Origin of the sequence: Clostridium sp. USBA 49, assembly GCF_900167505.1 — a bacterium.
In the GTDB taxonomy this organism is placed as follows: domain Bacteria; phylum Bacillota; class Clostridia; order Clostridiales; family Clostridiaceae; genus Clostridium_AT; species Clostridium_AT prolinivorans.
This window is the reverse complement of sequence record NZ_FUYD01000010.1, coordinates 43804-61831: the sequence shown is the minus strand read 5'-3', so window position 1 is coordinate 61831 and position 18028 is coordinate 43804. Positions and strand designations below refer to the sequence as shown.

Annotated in this window: 14 protein-coding genes; 1 reads left to right on the top strand and 13 read right to left on the bottom strand. The window is 28.1% G+C overall.

The window, feature by feature from the left end; genetic code table 11:
- Positions 1 to 12 precede the first annotated feature (12 nt).
- The 12 genes from B5D11_RS09770 to B5D11_RS09715 all read right to left on the bottom strand — a co-directional run bounded on the left by B5D11_RS09770 (position 13) and on the right by B5D11_RS09715 (position 15412).
- Entirely contained in the window at positions 13 to 909 is an 897-nt protein-coding gene (locus tag B5D11_RS09770; RefSeq protein WP_078682846.1) for a carbohydrate ABC transporter permease, read from the bottom strand.
- Complete coding sequence (locus B5D11_RS09765) at positions 906 to 3794, bottom strand: extracellular solute-binding protein (protein ID WP_078682845.1); 2889 nt, start codon at positions 3792 to 3794, stop codon at positions 906 to 908. Before B5D11_RS09765 ends, B5D11_RS09770 begins: the two co-directional genes overlap by 4 nt.
- Positions 3795 to 3977: 183 nt before the next feature.
- Positions 3978 to 5417, bottom strand: a complete 1440-nt coding sequence (locus B5D11_RS09760) for an extracellular solute-binding protein (protein WP_078682844.1) — start codon at positions 5415 to 5417, stop codon at positions 3978 to 3980.
- 180 nt (positions 5418 to 5597) lie between these two features.
- A complete protein-coding gene (locus B5D11_RS09755) occupies positions 5598 to 7127 on the bottom strand; it encodes a sensor histidine kinase (protein WP_078682843.1) in 1530 nt (509 codons plus the stop codon).
- Complete coding sequence (locus tag B5D11_RS09750; protein ID WP_078682842.1) at positions 7117 to 7803, bottom strand: response regulator transcription factor; 687 nt, start codon at positions 7801 to 7803, stop codon at positions 7117 to 7119. The genes B5D11_RS09755 and B5D11_RS09750 overlap by 11 nt, the downstream gene beginning before the upstream one ends.
- Before the next feature lie 74 nt (positions 7804 to 7877).
- On the bottom strand, positions 7878 to 9047 hold the full coding sequence (locus B5D11_RS09745; RefSeq protein WP_078682841.1) for an ABC transporter permease: 1170 nt from the start codon (positions 9045 to 9047) through the stop codon (positions 7878 to 7880).
- Positions 9044 to 9700, bottom strand: coding sequence for an ABC transporter ATP-binding protein (locus B5D11_RS09740; RefSeq protein WP_078682859.1), 657 nt, complete (start codon positions 9698 to 9700; stop codon positions 9044 to 9046). Before B5D11_RS09740 ends, B5D11_RS09745 begins: the two co-directional genes overlap by 4 nt.
- A 92-nt stretch (positions 9701 to 9792) precedes the next feature.
- Positions 9793 to 11289 (bottom strand): efflux RND transporter periplasmic adaptor subunit, encoded by a 1497-nt coding sequence (locus B5D11_RS09735; protein WP_078682840.1) that lies wholly within the window; start codon positions 11287 to 11289, stop codon positions 9793 to 9795.
- Positions 11290 to 11720: 431 nt separating this feature from the next.
- Positions 11721 to 13088: a PTS fructose transporter subunit IIC gene (locus B5D11_RS09730; protein ID WP_078682839.1), complete on the bottom strand. Its 1368-nt coding sequence runs from the start codon at positions 13086 to 13088 to the stop codon at positions 11721 to 11723.
- A gap of 159 nt (positions 13089 to 13247) precedes the next feature.
- Complete coding sequence (locus B5D11_RS09725; RefSeq protein WP_078682838.1) at positions 13248 to 13688, bottom strand: PTS sugar transporter subunit IIA; 441 nt, start codon at positions 13686 to 13688, stop codon at positions 13248 to 13250.
- Entirely contained in the window at positions 13688 to 14620 is a 933-nt protein-coding gene (gene pfkB / locus B5D11_RS09720) for a 1-phosphofructokinase (RefSeq protein ID WP_078682837.1), read from the bottom strand. The genes B5D11_RS09725 and pfkB overlap by 1 nt, the downstream gene beginning before the upstream one ends.
- A 27-nt stretch (positions 14621 to 14647) precedes the next feature.
- A complete protein-coding gene (locus B5D11_RS09715; RefSeq protein WP_078682836.1) occupies positions 14648 to 15412 on the bottom strand; it encodes a DeoR/GlpR family DNA-binding transcription regulator in 765 nt (254 codons plus the stop codon).
- Positions 15413 to 15899: 487 nt separating this feature from the next.
- Between B5D11_RS09715 and B5D11_RS09710 the strand changes: the two genes are divergently transcribed.
- Entirely contained in the window at positions 15900 to 16670 is a 771-nt protein-coding gene (locus tag B5D11_RS09710; protein ID WP_078682835.1) for a DeoR/GlpR family DNA-binding transcription regulator, read from the top strand.
- Positions 16671 to 16791: 121 nt separating this feature from the next.
- Here B5D11_RS09710 and B5D11_RS09705 read toward each other — a convergent pair whose 3' ends face one another.
- Positions 16792 to 18027 (bottom strand): 6-phosphofructokinase, encoded by a 1236-nt coding sequence (locus B5D11_RS09705; RefSeq protein ID WP_078682834.1) that lies wholly within the window; start codon positions 18025 to 18027, stop codon positions 16792 to 16794.
- Position 18028 lies beyond the last annotated feature (1 nt).

The window sequence follows — 18028 nt, the reverse complement described above, 5'->3', positions numbered from 1 at the left end:
CCATCTTCCTCCTTAATCGTCTGCAAACAATTTATTAGAAACCTTTGAAGCTCCCCATATCATTAAAAGTAATATTACTGATACAGCTGCTGCATACCCCATTTCATATCTTATAAATCCATAATCTTCAATATGATTTACAATTACTTGTCCTGCATAATCAGGTGTGGGATTTGAGCCTGAAAGTGCAACTCCTATACCCCCTGTACTAAAAGTATTTACAACAGCCATTACTGCTCCAAAAAGCATTTGTGGTCTCATTGATGGAATAGTAACATATATAATTTCTTGAAATCTATTTCTTACACCATCAATATAAGCCGCTTCATAAAGTTCCTGATTAACATTTAAAACACCAGAAAGCATTGAAAGAAATCCTACACCCATACTACTCCATAAAGAAACAATAATCATAATAGTCATAAGATACTGTGGAGATTGTAGCCATTGTATGGGTTCACTTATTATCCCTGCATTTATAAGAATACTATTTAAATAACCTAATTGATCACCACTAAATATTACACCCCATACAGTAGACATTATCACTCCTGCTGTCATTGATGGTGAATATATTATTATTGCAAGTATAGTCCTAGGTACTTTGGTAAGTTGAGCTAATATCCAAGCAAGAAGAAAAGATAGTATATATCCTAAAGGACCTACTATTAATGAATATTTTATAGTATTAGGAAGTACTTTCTGCATAAATACAGTATCTTGAGTTAATAATTTTATATAGTTTTTTAACCCAATAAAAGAAGGAAACTCTATAGTATTAAAATAGGTGAAAGATAAAGCTATTGCAGCACCAACAGGTATTATAATAAATATAGAAAACATAATAATGTATGGCGATAATAATATCCAATGAGATTTTTTATTTAATATATTTTTTAATGACTTCATTTACTTTCCTTCACCAGCTTTCTTATATCTTCTACATCAGGTATTTTATATTCTTTTATAACTTTTCCGTTTTTTATATAGCCGAATTCCTCTAACTTTAAATTTATCTCTCTATTTATAATTACAGCCGCTCTATCTAATGTTGTTCTTAAATTAGCTCCATTCATTACAATATTTGTCCAAGCATTGCTGATTTCTCTTTCAGCCATATATCCAGCTGGATGAGGTGGAATTTCTTTTATATATTTCCATTGATTTAATATAACCCTTTTATCTTTTTCAGGGAAAGGTAATTCTTCAAAAGCAGCCATATTCGCTGTGTTCCACATATATTCTGGTCCAAATTTTGTTTGAAGTGAGTATGCATACTTAACCTGAACTTCTTTAGATAACCACCATTTTAAAAACTCCCATGCTTCCTTTTTCTTTTTACTATTTTCAAATATAACATCAGCTCTATCACTTGCAACTTGATAAGGTTTTATATCTCCCTTTTCATCTTTTACTCCAGGTGAAAGAGCAATCTCCCATAGTCCTGCAATTTCAGGTGCCGCATTCATTAATGCTACATAAGTTCCAAAATTTGAAATTCCTATAGGCATTGTTCCATATCTAAAGTTATTATAAAAATTTGGAGCATTTTCCGATACACTATAAACATTAAAAAGCTCAGTCATAAGCTCAAAGCCTTTAATTGATTTTTCTGTATTAATTGCTGTTGTAAGACCATCTTTGCTGTAAATATTCCCTCCATTTTGAAATATGAAAGGTGCAGTTGTATAAAAAGGCTTTAATCCTGACCATGATGCCATTGGTACAAAAAAGTTCATAGAATGTCTTTGAAGCTCGGGCATCATATTTTTTACATCTTCCCAAGTTTTAGGTACAGATAAGTTAAATTTATCTAATATGTCTTTTCTATACATAAGTACATAAAAATCTTGAGTTTCTGTAACCCCATATATCTTATTTTCTGATGTAAATGGTATTAATGTTTCTAAATTATATTCTCTGCTCATATATGGCAAAAAATCTTTAAACTGTGTTAAATCCATTACAGCTCCACGAATAGCAAGTTGATATGGAATATAATTGCTTATTCCTAATGCTACATCTGGATTTGTTCTTGAAGCATTAGATAAAGTAAGTTTTTGCTCATTAGGCATTACTGAAAATTTAACTTTAATATTAGAATTTGGTGTAAAATATGAATCTGACATTTGTTGAAGAAGTTCTACATATTGTATAGGTCTATTTACCCATACCGTAAGTTCATCATCTTCTTTAGAAGTTCCATATTCTTCATTTTTATTTATAAATGTTGCAAAAAATCTTTTTGTACTTTCAATAAAACTTTTAAATTTACCAGGATTACTGCTAGGGAGTTTCCCATCTCCTATAATATATATCCTGTCTAAACTTAAAGGTTGCTGAGATAATGATAAATTTAAATCTCCTATAAGTTGAGCAGCTGAACCAGAGCCTTCACTTAATTTTGTAAGTTTATTAGGTATTTCTTTGGGTTCTTTTGCAATATCTTTAAGATTTTTAGCTGCAATTTGTAAATTCACTGCAAAACTTGGCTTTTCTCCACTAATTTTCTCAAGTCTATCATAAATATTCTCTAATTTATTAGCCCATAATTCTAAATTTTGAATTACATCAGGCATATACTGAACTATATCCCAATTTCTATTTGTATCCTTTTTCCCGCCAGTCAATTTTTTAATATCAATACCTGTTTGATTAATTTTAAGCATTATATCTCTTAATTCATTATATATATCTTCAATAGGTGCAGCATCTGCTTCCATGGCTATTGTATGTTTCCCTCTATCAAGCCATATTTTTATTTCTTGATTATTTTTGTCAGACAATATGATATTTTTATAATTTAATCCAGTATATTTAAAAGGATAATTTTTTAACTCTTCAAACAATATTTTCCCATCAATTTCTATATTTCTAAAAACTGACATACCTTGTTTTGTATCCTGTGAATACGTAAAGCCTATAGAATACATACCTGGATTTTTAATTTCAAATTCCCATATAATTTTTTGGCCTACATCTTTCCATGAAGCTCCTTCAATAACATTTAAACGTTTTTTAGTAGTATTATAAGGATGTAATGCTGAATTTTGAACATTTGAAACTCTTATGAAAGAATCAGATTTAGCTTTATAATTTTCTGCTTCTATATAAGTTAATTCTTTACCTTTATCTTTATTAGCTAATATTTTTAAATAATCTTTATAACTTAGAGTTTTATTTTCTTCAACCAAATAAATAGCTTTAAGCACTATAGGCTGTGTATTATTCTTAAATATAAATTTTTGCTGGCCTTTATTAAGATTTAAAACTAAAGGACTCTTATCAAGACTGGCATATTCCTTTGCATATTCAAGATGCATACCATCAAGCATTTTTTGTTCTGGAATTATATCATTTCCATACCTATCCTTTTCGTAATTTTTAGTATTATCCTGCCAAAGAGATGGAAGTGAGATTAAAACTTCTTTGTTATCCCAACTTAATGATCCGGTATTTTTAAGCACCTTATCTGAATCTATTCTATATTCCAATATAATGTTATACTTGCTGGTATTTGGTATTTTAAATGTAAATTCAACAGAAGCATCAATTGATAATGATATACCTTCGTTATTATATTGAGCCATTGATTTATCCATTATTTTAAAATCGAAAGACTCTACTTTATCTGCAACTTTATTATTGTCAAACTCTATCCAATTTTTAGCTACATTAAAATCTGATTCATAAGCTTTAACTTTATTGGTTGAACCTGCAGAAGGGACAAAACATGTGCAAATAACTCCAGTTAAAATAAATGATACCAGTTTTAATAAAAATCCTTTCTTCATATTCTCACATATCCTTTCAACACTATTACATGCTAAATTTTTAATTATATACTTTTAAAACTTAAAAATTTAATGCAATATTTTAATAAATAGCCTGATATAGCGTTTAATGAATTTTATAGTAATAGGTAAAAAATTAAAATAATTTTTTACCTATTACCTTATTTGTTAATATAGATTAATCTATTTGCTTTCAGCATTTTTAAGCTGATTTTCAAATGACTTTTTAGCTTCTTCAAGAGCAGCATTTGCTTTTTTCTCTAATTCAGCCGCAATAGCTGAAGCTTCTACTTTTCCTTTTCTTACTTCATCAGATTGAGGTCTTACAATTTCATCAATTACTTTGCTATAATCTGGAACAACTTTATATAAATCTCCTCTAAAAGCTTTATCTTTTTTGTCAAACATATATTTTATTCCTTCAGGTACAAAATCAAGTTCTTTAAATGCATTAACAACATCTCCATCAATTGTAGAAGGTATAAAAAATTCAGGAGATGGTTTTCCTTCTGCATCTACTTTATTTTTATATAAATCCATTCTAGCAAGGGTTCCTTCTTTACCATAAGATATCCATTTTAAAAGTTCAAAAGCAGCTTCTTTTGATTTAGCAGTTGAAGTCATAAAAGCATGGTCTGCATGTAAAACTTCACGATATCCTACTGATGGATCCTGTGGAAGAGGATAAAAATCATATTTATAATTCATTGTTTTTATCCAGCTATAATCCCACGTCCCTTGAAATCCAAAAAGAACTTTGCCTTCTCTTAAAGCATCAGCATCTTTACCAAATTTTTTCATGTAGTCGTCTTCTTTTCCTGCGTCTCTAAGTGCTTGATTTTTTAAATCATCAGATACTAATCCTGGAACAGCTTTTAATTCTTTCTGGAAATTTATAGCTTTAACCCAGCTTCCATCAGTTAAATTGATTTTACCTGTTTTAGCATCATAACCTCTTTCCCCAAGGTTTTTACTAAACATACCAGTCATTGGATCATCAAAATCCCATAAATGATTTATTCCTGAATATTTATCAGTAGTAGCTTTAGTTGCATATTCTTTAAATTCATCTACTGTCCATTCATAAGAAGGCTTATCCATATTTAATTGTTCAATTAAATCTAAATTTACTAAAATAGAACTAAACTGTAAATTGGTTGGAACTGCATAAATTTTTCCATTAAACTTATAACTTTCTAATAAATTTTTATCTACATTTTTTATTTCTGAATCCTTTGCAAGAAAGTCATCAAGTGGATTGACCCAGCCCTGAGATACTGGATAATTAAGATTTTCCCACCCAAACACAACATCTGGTAATGAATTCGATGAAGCTTGAGTAGTCAAATAATTATTTAAATCTCCATCAAAGCCTGTAATGTTTACAGTTACATTAGGATATACCTTATTAAATGCTTCTACAATTTTTTTATAATCTTCTGTCCCCCAATTATAAACTGCAAAATTAACTGTACCTGAAATTTTAGTTGGATCTATTTTGTTTACTGCATTAGTTGAATTTTGAGCATTTTCATTAGATGATTTTTTATTTGAGCATCCAGCAAATACCGAAGTACTCATTACTAATGTAAGAGCCACCGCAATTTTTGAAAGTTTATTCATTTTTATTCCCCCTATCTTTTCTTTTTTATTAATACGTTTTCATTATATACTCATATAAAATTATTTTGGGGCTCATTTTTTACGATTTGGTATCCTTTTTTATGCTTAGAAAAAAAATAACTATACTTATATTTGAAGCTATAACAGCAACAATAAGTATAGTTATTTTTAAAATTTCTATTAAATTTTAGGAACCTTAAAATAAAATTTAACTCCTATTTTAGTATTTAACACTCCAAAAGGATAATTATGATGTAAAAGAATATTTTTTACTATGGATAATCCTATCCCAGTTCCTCCTATTTTTCTATTTCTAGATTTATCAATTTTATAAAATTGATCCCATATTTTATCTATTTCTTCTTCATTTATATGTGAGCCTGTATTTTCTATTTCAATAGTTATAAAATCATCTTCATAAAGAGTTCTTACATATATTTTACCATTTTCATTAACATGTCTTATAGCATTGGTAATAAAATTTGTTAAAACCTGCTCTAATCTATTCCAATCTGCAAATACTTTTACTTCACTATAAAGATTTACTTCTAATGAAACATTCTTTTCTTTTATTAAGTTTTCATACTTCTTTAATGTTATTTTTATTAAAGGTATAATATTAAATTCTTCCCTTGTAAGCTTGAAACTTCCTGACTCAAGATATGATAAATCAAGCATATCAGAAACTAAATTTCCCATTTTTTCAGCTTCATCTATTATTATATCAAGATAATAATCCTTATCCTCATTCTCAAAAATATTATCTTTTAAGCCTACTGCATATCCATCTATTAAGCTTATAGGTGTTTTTAATTCATGCGATACTGCCGCAACAAAATCTCTTCTCATTTTTTCTAGTTTTCTTTCTTTTTCTATATCTTCTTCAAGTTTGGCATTAGCTTCTTTTAAAGAAGTAAGAGCATTATCAAGATTTTCTGACAAAAAATTTAAAGATGCTGCTACATTACCTATTTCATCATTGCTTTTTACTTCACATTTTTCCGAAAAATCTAAATTTGCAAGTTTTGTAGCTACTTTATTTATTTTAACAAGAGGTTTAGCTATCATATTTGAATATATAAAAGATAATAATATTATGAAAAAAACTGCTCCTATGCAAAAATATAAATATAATCTTTCAATAACTGATACCGCTTCATTTACAGGCTGTAATGAAGTAAGAGCAAAAAATATTTCATCTTTTTCATCATTGCTTGATATATTTATTATATTTTGTGGAGATGATTTATCCCTAGGATTTGAATATACTATTATATTCTTATTTTTTTTATTTAAATTTATTAAATTTTTATCATCTTCAAGCCATATTTTTATAAAATCAGTAAGTTCTCTTGCTCTTCCCATGTTCGCTCTGTTATTAGAAAAGGAAGGTAAAAATTTTAGAATTTTAACTGTATTAGAATTTTGCAATACAATTATCTCTATATTATTTTTTATTTCACATTCCTCAATTAATTCTTTCTGAGTATCTTCATCAGCTTTGTTGTATTCTACTTTTAATTTATTTATTATATCTATTAAATCTGTTTTCTTTTTATAGATATATAATTTTTCAAAAAATAAAGATTGTATTATTAATGTACTTCCTATAAAAATTGCAAAAACAATAGCATTTATTATAAATAATTTTTTTGTTATAGTTATATTTTTCTTATTAAATTTTTTTATTAAATTTATTTTACTCTTCATTTTTAGCCTCAAACCTGTATCCTGTTCCTCTTATAGTAGATATTAAATAAGCTTTATCACCAAGCTTTTCTCTAAGTCTTTTAATGTGGCTGTCTACAGTTCTTAAATCACCTTCAAAATCTAATCCCCAAATAGCATTTAATATTTTCTCACGACTTAAAACTATACCTTTATTAGCCATAAAATAAATTAATAAATCAAACTCTTTAGGTGATAAATATAAATTTTCATCATCTAAAGTAACTTTATGAGATAATTCATCAACATAAAGTCCATCACAAAAATATTCTTTTTTTTCTTGAGGTGTTGAGTTATATACTCTGTTTATAAGAGATTTAACTTTAGCTATTAATATTTTCATGTTAAAAGGCTTTGTAACATAATGATCTGTTCCAAGTTCAAATCCAAGAAGTTTATCTTCATCTTCTCCTTTTGCTGTAAGAAAAATAATAGGCACATTAGAAGTTTTTCTTATTTCTCTACAAACAGTATAGCCATCCATTATTGGCATCATTATATCTAAAATTATAAGATGTATTTTTTCTTTTTTAAATATATTTAATGCCTCTAATCCATTTTCTGCTTGCAAAGTTTCATATCCTTCTTTTTTTAAGTAGGCTTCAATAAGTTTTCGCATTCTTTCTTCATCATCAACAATTAAAATTCTTTCTTTCATATATTTAACCTCTTTTAATTATTTAGTTAATAAACCACATTTAATATATATTATATCAAATGTGGTTTAAATTTCTACTCAAACCTTAAAGCATCTATAGGGTTTAATTTAGAAGCTTTGTTTGCTGGATAAATTCCAAAAACTATTCCTACAATCACTGAAAAAGCAAATGCTGCAATTACTACATTTCCAGAAATTACAATTGTAGTTTCAAAATATTTAAGTCCAATATATGAACCTAAGTAGCCTATTAAAACTCCTGCTATACCTCCTAAACTGCTTATAGTTGAGGCTTCTATTAGAAATTGCAAAAGTATTACCCTTCTTTTTGCTCCAATTGCTTTTCTAATACCAATTTCTCTAGTCCTTTCAATAACAGATACAAGCATTATGTTCATAATACCAATACCACCAACTATTAAAGATATAGCTGCAATTCCACTTAACATAGCTGTCATACTCTCTGTTGTAGAATTTGCGGTTTCAAGAAGACTAGTTTGATTCATAACTCTGTAACTTTGTATATTGTTATTAAATTTTTTATTTAAAAATAATGTTGTATATGCCATAGCCTCTTCAACTTTATCTTTACTTTCTGCTTCAATATAAAATGTTGTTATATTAGAAGTTTTTAAAAGTCTCTTTGCGGTAGATATAGGAAGTATTATTCTATCATCATTTGAGCCATTAGCTGAAGTTCCTTCAGATTTAAGTAATCCTACTATACTAAATTCAATACCATTTACATACATTTTCTTTCCTACTACATTAGTAGTTTTAAATAGATTTTCAGCTGTTTCTGGTCCTATTACAAGTACATTGTATCTATTATCTACGTCCCTTTGAGTTATAAATCTTCCTGCGCTTAAAGTTAGTTTTCTTATTGATGCATAATTAGGTGTAGATGCTTCTAATGTTGTAGTTGTTGATTGGGATCCTGATTTTATATTAACATTTGATGACAAAGATGGAGCAATTTCTTTAATACCAGGTTTACTTTTTAATTCTTCTATTTCTTTATCTGTAATATTAGAATTTCTTTTGCCCATAATATTAACAGTTATAAGATTTGTACCAAGCTTTTCTATTTGTTCTGTAATGTTCTTTTTTGTTCCTTCTCCAATACCAACAAGTATAATTACTGAAGATATACCTATAATTATACCAAGCATAGTTAAAAATGAACGCATTTTATTATTCCAAACAGAAGATAATGCTATTTTTATAAGCTTTGAAAACCTCATGCTATAACCACCTTTTCATTTAAAACATCTGATATAATTTTACCATCCATTACAGTAACTATTCTTTTGGCATTAGCAGCTACTTCTTTGTCATGAGTTATCATAATTATTGTATTGCCTTCTTCATTTAAATCTCTTAACATCTTTAAAACTTCTTTCCCAGTTTTACTATCAAGTGCACCTGTAGGTTCATCGGCTAAAATAATCTGTGGCTCAGTAACCAAAGCTCTTGCTATAGCTACCCTTTGCATTTGTCCTCCTGAAAGCTCTGAAGGCTTATGCTTTATATGACTTAAAAGTCCTACTTTTTCTATAGCTTTTTTAGCTTTTTCTTTAATCTTATTATTGGGATAGCCTAAATATAATAGTGGCAATTCAACATTTTCTAATATATTTAATTTAGGAAGCAAATTATAATTTTGAAATATAAAACCTATTTTTTTATTCCTTATTTCTGCAAGTTTAGAATCACTGCATTTTGTTGTATTTAAACCATCTAATATATACTCTCCACCACTTGGAATGTCTAAACAGCCTATTATATTCATAAGTGTAGACTTACCAGCACCAGAAGGTCCAACTATAGCTACATATTCGCCTTTAAAAATACTTAAATTTATATTATTCAGTGCTTTAAAAGTGTTATTTCCCATTTTATAAAATTTATCAAGATTTGTTATTTTAATTAATTCTTTGCTGCATACACTCTCTTCCAATCTATTTACCCTCCTCTCATTTTTACAAACTAATCTCTTGAAAATCCGCCGCTTGGAGCTCCACCCATAGGCATTCCTCCACTAAATCCTCCCATAGTGTTTCTATTAGTTTTACTACTATTAGTTGTAGTAGTACTTGTTTGAGGAAGGGTTATTATTACCTTTTGGCCTTCTGTAAGTCCCTCTGTTACTTCAATGTAATTTTCATTTTCAAGTCCTGTTTTAATTTCAACTAATTTCCCTGCATTAATAGAAGTTTGCGATGAAGATACTCCACTTTGTCCTGATGATGCATATTGCCTATTTCTTGTTCCTTGAACATTGCTATTTGTATTTGCTGTTTTTTGACTGCTTGTTTCATCTTTTGGTAAATTAGTATTTTCTCCTTGAGGTACTTGTTTATTTTCTGTAGATGACTTACTTGTTTCATCTTGAGACTCAGTACTTTGGTTTGGTGCAGTAGGGGTTGTACCTGTATTCTCTGTACTTTCAACTCTTACAAATTTTTTACCGTTATTTTCTATCAATGCCTCTGCTGGTATAACTAATGCATTTTCTTTACTTTCAACTAAAATTGTTACATTTGCATTCATACCAATCTTTATACCTTCAGGATTTGTTATTCCTACAACTACATCATACGTAGTAACATTATTAGAAGAAGTTCCTACTTCTGCTATTTGTTCTACAGTACCTTCGTAAGTTTTATCTTCAATAGCATCAAATTTTATCTGTGCTTTTTGTCCTAATTTTACTTTTGTAATATCAAGCTCGTCTACTGCTACTTTAACTTTAATAGAAGACATATCTACTATGGTTAAAACTGATTTACCACTTTGAACACTATCTCCATTTACATTATTTACCGCAGTAACCACTCCAGCTATAGGAGATGTTACCGTCATTTTGCTTACAGCATTTTTAGCCTCTGTTAATTTATTTTTTGCATCTGTAACTTTAAGTTTAGCTTGTTCTACAGAAGATTCTGCTTTTTCAACATCAAGTTTATATGACTCTATAGATTTAGTACTTTGAGCAGAATTATTTTGATTATTATTTCCTGTATTAGATTGATTATCTTCTGAAGCTTTTTCTGATGAAGCAGCTGCACTTTGAGCAGCAGCTAATTCATTTTGTGCATTAGTAAGATCACTTTGGGCATTTTTCAAATTAATATTTGCTTCATTTAAATTATTTTGTGCAGTTGTTACAGCACTATTAAGTTCATCACTGTATGAAGTAAAAAGTTTTTGCCCTGCAGTAACTTTATCTCCTACTTTTAAAGTTAATCCCTGCAATGTACCATTATTATTAGGAGTTATTTCTTTAGTTGTTGCCGCATAAGCAGAACCCGTTCCTTGTATACTTACTTCTAAATTTCTTTTTGTTACAGCAGCTGTTATGTACCTAGCAGAAGCTACTGTTGATTTTTCAGGGAAAATAGCTTTATATCCAAAATACCCTCCAAATCCCACTCCAATAACTATTAATCCTGCAATAACAGCCTTTAATGCCTTACTTTTCATTCATTAGCCTCCCTTTAAATTTTTAAATTTCGTAGTAATTTAATATTTTACATTTAACCTCTCTATATAATTTTTAAAAATTAAAGAATAATTATTTATAAATAAAGTTATATAAATCCTATGTTTATGATTTTATTAATTTAAAGTGGCATTGAAGTGTCATTGCTGTTAATAAAATGTAAACAAAAATAAATATTTTATGGTATGATTGTACTACAATAAGCTGTAAATAAATTCCCATTACGCAATTAATAGTATGTTTATTATTGATTTACTTCAAAATATAGTGAGTGGTCAATTCTAATAAAAAATAGTTTTTATTAAATATAGTATATTAAAATAAAAAAGTGCTTTTAAAATATTAGAAATTTCTAATATTTTAAAAGCACAAGTTTAAATAAGTTCAATATAAAATTTTATTTAATTAAAATTTATTTTTCAATAGGCTTTTTTAATATTGAAAGCATTAAGCCTGAAACAACTGTACCAGCTACTATAGCTATTATATATGGTAATAACTTTCCTACAACATTAGGTATAAATAATACCCATATTCCACCATGAGGAACAGCTAATGTTGAACCAAAGAACATTGAAATTGCTCCTGTTACTGCAGAACCTACCATTATAGATGGAATAACTCTAAAAGGATCTGATGCTGCAAATGGTATTGCACCTTCTGTTATAAATGAAAGTCCAAGTGCCCAAGCTGCTTTACCTGCTTCTCTTTCTTGAAGAGTAAATTTGTTTTTAGAAATAACTGTTGCTAAAGCAAGTCCAAGTGGAGGTACCATACCAGCTGCCATTACTGCTGCCATTATAGTTGAAGGCTGACCTGCTGCTATAGTTGCTGTTGCAAAAGCATAAGCTGCCTTGTTTACTGGACCACCCATATCAAGAGCCATCATACAACCTAATATTATACCTAAAAATACTGCACTAGTTCCTTGTAATCCATTAAGCCAAGCTGCCATAGCATCATTTATAGATTTTACTGGACCACCTAAAACTAAAACCATTATAATTCCTATAATTGCTGTAGAAAGAACAGGTAATACTAAAACTGGCATTAAACCTTCCATAGACTTTGGAAGTTTAATATATTTTTTTAATAAAACTACTACATAACCAGCAATCAAACCTGCAATCAATGCACCTATAAAACCTGCACCTAATTTATCTGCAAGTGCTCCACCAACAAAACCTGGGACTAAACCTGGTCTATCACCTATAGAATAAGCAATATATCCTGCAAGTACTGGAATCATAAGAGCAAATGCTGATTTTCCTGTTGAAAATATTATTTCTCCAAAACTTCCTACATTTTCATAAACGTATATACCACCAAAAGCAAAACCTAAAGCTATTAATATACCTCCTGCTACAACAAAAGGTATCATGTATGAAACACCAGTCATTAAATGTTTATATAGACCTTTTCTTGATTCTTTTTCTTCAGCTTTTATTTTGTTTACTTCTTCTGTTAAATTTTCTTTTGGTTTAGCATTTAAAGCTTTATTTATTAATGCTTTAGGATCTTTTATTGCATCTTTAACAGAAACTTCTACCATTGGTAGACCTTTAAATCTAGACTTGTCTACATTAGTGTCAGCAGCAATAATAACTGCCTTTGCTTCTTTTAAGTCTTGTTCTGTTATAACGTTTTCTGCTCCTACAGAACCCTGAGTTTCTACTTTTATTTCATAGCCAAGTTCTTTAGCTGCCATTTGAAGTGCTTCTGCAGCCATATAAGTATGAGCTATACCAGTGGGACAAGATGTAACAGCTACAATTTTCATATATAAATCCTCCCTTAAAATATAATATATATTCAGGTAAATAGTCTATATAAAAATATAAGAATAATTGCATTGTAAGTTATAAACTATCTACCTTAATATCTTTTAATAAAATATTTTTAGTATATAGATTATGTTATTTATTAAAATTTTTAAAGTTTAAAAAGCTTTTATAAAGTCTTCAAAAGTTTCTGCTTTAAATAACTGCTCTCTTACATCATTATGCATAAGTTTTCTTGATATTTCACTTAAAGCTCTTAGATGTAAATCACTGGATTCTTCTGGAACAGCTATAAGAAAAAATAAATGTGCAGGCTTACCATCCATAGAATCATAATCTATACCTTTATTGCTTCTTCCAAAAACAATAGAAGCTTCTTTAACTGCTGAACTTTTGCCATGAGGAATTGCAATACCCATTCCTATTCCTGTTGAGAACTCTTCTTCCCTTTTTAAAACAGCATCTTTAAATTTTTCTTTATCTGTTACTTTTCCATCTGCTACTAAAATATCTATAAGTTCATTTAAAACTTCATCTTTATTGCTTGCCTTTAGATCAAAATTTACTCTTTCTTTTGAAAACATTTCTCTTGTTGTCATTATTGCTCCTCCTTAACTATAACTTTATCTATTAATTTATCTACTTGTTCTAATGTACAAGCTTCTGTTCCTTCTAATGTTACAGAGGCCGCCCCACTTGCATTGGCAAACTTTAACGTATATTCATCGCTAAAGTTTTTTATTATGCTGTATACTAAAGCTGCAACCATAGAATCTCCTGCTCCAACTGTACTTTTAACAGTCACTTTTAGTCCATCACATTTTAGTACTTTATTTTCTGTTACATAAACTGCTCCTTTATCCCCTAAAGAAACAAGTACTTTTTTTATTCCATAATTTATAAGTTTTTTAGAAGCCTCTATTATAGTTTCTTCTTTTTCTTCATCTAAATCCATAAGTTTTTTTAATTCATGTATATTAGGTTTTATTATATCTGGTTTTTCTTTAATTCCTTTTTCTAATAATTCCCCTTCAGCGTCTAATATAGTCACTGCACCTTTCTCTTTTGCTATTTTAATAAGTTCACCATAAATATTAGAAGGTACACTTGGACTTACTCCTCCAGATAAGACTACTATATCATCTTTTTTACATAAATCACTAAAAGTTTTTATAAAATCTTCTAACTCTTTATTCTTTATAGAAGGTCCTGCTTCGTTTATATCTGTATATACCTTATTAACACTATCTACTACTTTTGTGTTAGTTCTTGTACTTTCATTTATATGAATAAATTTAGAAGAAATTTTTCTGTTATTTAATTCTTCTATAAAATAGCTTTCCCAAATACCGCCTAAAAATCCAGTACAAACAGAATCTACATTAAAATTTTTAAGAACTTTTGATACATTTATTCCTTTACCACCTATATCGTATCTGATATTTGATACTCTATTTACAGCACCTAATTTAAAATTTTCAATAGTTAATGTTTTATCTAAAGCTGGATTTAAGGTTACAGTTATTACCATCTATATTTTACCGCCTTTCTACTTATATTAGTTGCCTTTATTTATTATTTCAACACCTGCATCTTCAAAGTCTTTTATTATTTCTTCGTCTAAATCTTTACTTGTAATAATTGCAGTTACAGCCCTAATAGGACTTATGACAGAAAAACTTACTTGATTAAACTTTGAACTATCAGATACAATATAAACTTTATTAGCAACATTCATCATAGCTTTTTTAGTTTGAGCTTCTATAAAATTTGGAGTAGTTATACCTTCTTCTACAGAAATTCCATTAGCTCCTATAAAAGCTTTATCTACTCTAAAATTTCTTAATACGTTCTCAGTTATATGACCAACCATAGCTCTTGTAATTTTTCTTAAATTTCCTCCCGTAACAACGAGCTCTATATCGTCTTTATTAGAAAGTTCTGAGGCTATATCAATGGAATTTGTTATAACAGTTATATTCTTAGCTTCAATACATTTTGCAATCTCTAAAGTTGTAGTACCTGAATCTAAAATTATAGTATCTCCATCTTCAATTAAAGAAGCTGCAATATTTGCAATAAAAGATTTTTCAGTATGCTTTTCGTCTTCTTTTTCTTTAAATGTAGGTTCAAAATTAGTTTTTTTAATTCCTACAGCACCACCATGGGTTCTTTTTAAAAGTCCCTTTTCTTCCATATCTTGAAGATCTCTTCTTATTGTAGATTCTGATACATTAAATATGGCTGATAATTCATTAACTTTTATACTTCTTTTTTGATCTAATAATTCTGCTATTTTTTGCTGTCTCTCTTCTACAAACATAGAAGTTCACTCTCACTTTTGATTATTTATTCTTATTTATGCTCATTTCTTTTTATTGATTAAATTATATATCATTTTTCCTTTTAAATCAATACGTTTTCTATAGTTTTAAAAAATTTTTTGCTTATAAAAAAATCAATTAAATTAATCCATTCGCTCATATATGAGCATAATAAAAAATAATTGATTATTTTTTATCAAAATACTTTTTAAATATAATCACATTCATTTAAATTCAACTCATAATTCTTCCAATTCACCAACTATAAATAATGTTTTTGCACAACAGCACAGCAATAGTTATAATTTATTTGAAAAATATGATAAGAATTTTCTATATAAAATATAATAATTTATTTAAATATAATTAATTTATTTTGTTGTTTATTAATTTATTTTTATCATTTTTTGTATTTTATTATTTATTTAAATTTACTTATTCCCGAATAATTGATATAATAAAAATATACAGGAGGTGTATATTGCAATGTTTGCTTTTGAAAGACATGATAAAATAATGGACTTATTAAATAAAAAGAAACAAGTAACCGTTTTGGAATTAAGTGAGCTGTTAAACGTTTCCGTAAGTACTATAAGAAATGATTTAACAAAATTAGAGAAGGACGGATTTTTAACAAAAACTCATGGCGGTGCAGTACTTCAAAAAGACGACGATAAATATATAGCATTTACTGAGAGAATGACAAAACATATAAAAGAAAAAGAAGCTATTGCTAATGAAGCTGTAACTTTAATAAATGATGATCAATCCATAATTTTAGATGCTAGCTCTACATCTTTAGCTTTAGCTAAAAAGCTTCATAATTTTAAAAGATTAACAGTAATAACAAATGGATTATATACAGCTTTAGAACTTAAAGATAATCCAAACATAAAAGTAATTTTAACAGGTGGATTAGTTACTCCTGGGTCTTTTTCTTTAGAAGGTTTACTTGGTGAAAATTTAGTAAAAAGCATTCATGCAGACTTATGTTTCATGTCTGCTAAAGGTTTTACTATAAAAGAAGGGTTAACAGATTTTAATATATATGAAGCTGAACTAAAAAAAATGTTGGCTAAAAAAAGTAATAAACTTATAGCATTACTTGATCACTCTAAACTTGATATGATATCAATAGCAAGTTTTTCACCTGCTTCAGATATATATAAATTAATTACAGATGAAAAGGCTCCAAAACAGTTAATTGAAAAATACAAATCATCTAACATAAACATTTCTGTGGCAAGCTTAAAATAAAATACTATATAAAAATGGTTTTTATTATAGAAACCATTTTTATATAGTATTTTATTAACATATTTAACTTTTATGCTTTTATAATTTATTAGAACTTAATTTGATTTTTTAACTTTTAATTTTATCTAAATAATCTTGCATCCCTATATTTTAGTAATCCATCTTCCCCTAGTACATTTACTTCTCCAGAAATAAGAGGGCTTACATAATTTATCATTTCTTTTTTTACGCCATTCTCACTTTCATTTATCCAGTCTAAAGGAACATGTTTCACTTTATTACACACTTCTTTAAGTTCAATAAGTGTGGTAGTTGATTTATATACATTATCTTCTACTCTTTTTATTGCTGTCATATATCCATTATAATCCTGTAATGCATATTTTACAGAGTCTCTCCCTACCATTTCAGCTTCATCCAAATCTGTTTTAGAAGCAATATGCATTGCACATCTTTGTATTACCCCAACTTCTGTAAGTTTTACGCTATTTGTAATACTTGTTTTAATTAATGTTTGCAAAAATTTTCCTATACCTCCAAGTTGTTTATGCCCAAAAGCATCAGTTGAATAACAATTCTCTTCTACATTTATATATTCTCCATTTTTACCTTTGATGCCCTCAGAGGTTACAATTAAAAGCTTATTGTTTTCTTCAATACTAGTTTTTACATCTTGTAAAAACTTTATTCTATCAAACTTCATTTCTGGTAAATATATAAGCTGATTAATATTTGGAACCGTTTCTTTAAGAATACCAGTAGAAGCTGCTATCCAGCCAGCATCTCTTCCCATAACCTCCATTATCATAATTGATTCTTTTTCATATGTATTTATATCAAACCATAATTCTAATCCTGTATTTAAAATATATTTAGATGTACTTGCAAATCCTGGACAATGATCAGTACCCATAAGGTCATTATCTATAGTTTTAGGTACTCCTATTATATTTATATCATATCCTATATTTTTTACGTATTCACTTATCTTACAAGCTGCATCCATAGAGTCGTTTCCACCTATATAAAAAAAATATTTTATATTAAACTCCTTAAAAATTTGTATTATTTTTTCATAATCTCTACTATTATCTTTATAGTGAGCAAGCTTATATCTACATGATCCTAATGCTGAAGATGGCATATATCTTAAAGCTTCTATTGAATCTTTTGAAAACTTATCTATATCAATTATATTTTTATCTAAAATGCCTTTTATCCCATAAAGACCTATAAAAATTTTATCAAATGATTGCAATGATAAAGATTCTTTTATAATTCCATAAACTGATGAATTTATAACAGTAGTTGGGCCTCCAGATTGAGCTATTAAGCAATTCCCTTTTATTTTCTTCAAT

Bases quoted from the DNA above. Each gene is read 5' to 3' on its own strand.
- B5D11_RS09710 (WP_078682835.1), top strand. From the start codon at position 15,900: ATGTTTGCTTTTGAAAGACATGATAAAATAATGGACTTATTAAATAAA.
- B5D11_RS09730 (WP_078682839.1), bottom strand. From the start codon at position 13,088: ATGAAAATTGTAGCTGTTACATCTTGTCCCACTGGTATAGCTCATACT.
- B5D11_RS09760 (WP_078682844.1), bottom strand. From the start codon at position 5,417: ATGAATAAACTTTCAAAAATTGCGGTGGCTCTTACATTAGTAATGAGT.
- B5D11_RS09740 (WP_078682859.1), bottom strand. From the start codon at position 9,700: ATGGGAAATAACACTTTTAAAGCACTGAATAATATAAATTTAAGTATT.
- B5D11_RS09770 (WP_078682846.1), bottom strand. From the start codon at position 909: ATGAAGTCATTAAAAAATATATTAAATAAAAAATCTCATTGGATATTA.
- B5D11_RS09725 (WP_078682838.1), bottom strand. From the start codon at position 13,688: ATGACAACAAGAGAAATGTTTTCAAAAGAAAGAGTAAATTTTGATCTA.
- B5D11_RS09745 (WP_078682841.1), bottom strand. From the start codon at position 9,047: ATGAGGTTTTCAAAGCTTATAAAAATAGCATTATCTTCTGTTTGGAAT.
- B5D11_RS09715 (WP_078682836.1), bottom strand. From the start codon at position 15,412: ATGTTTGTAGAAGAGAGACAGCAAAAAATAGCAGAATTATTAGATCAA.
- B5D11_RS09765 (WP_078682845.1), bottom strand. From the start codon at position 3,794: ATGAAGAAAGGATTTTTATTAAAACTGGTATCATTTATTTTAACTGGA.
- B5D11_RS09735 (WP_078682840.1), bottom strand. From the start codon at position 11,289: ATGAAAAGTAAGGCATTAAAGGCTGTTATTGCAGGATTAATAGTTATT.
- B5D11_RS09750 (WP_078682842.1), bottom strand. From the start codon at position 7,803: ATGAAAGAAAGAATTTTAATTGTTGATGATGAAGAAAGAATGCGAAAA.
- pfkB (WP_078682837.1), bottom strand. From the start codon at position 14,620: ATGGTAATAACTGTAACCTTAAATCCAGCTTTAGATAAAACATTAACT.
- B5D11_RS09755 (WP_078682843.1), bottom strand. From the start codon at position 7,127: ATGAAGAGTAAAATAAATTTAATAAAAAAATTTAATAAGAAAAATATA.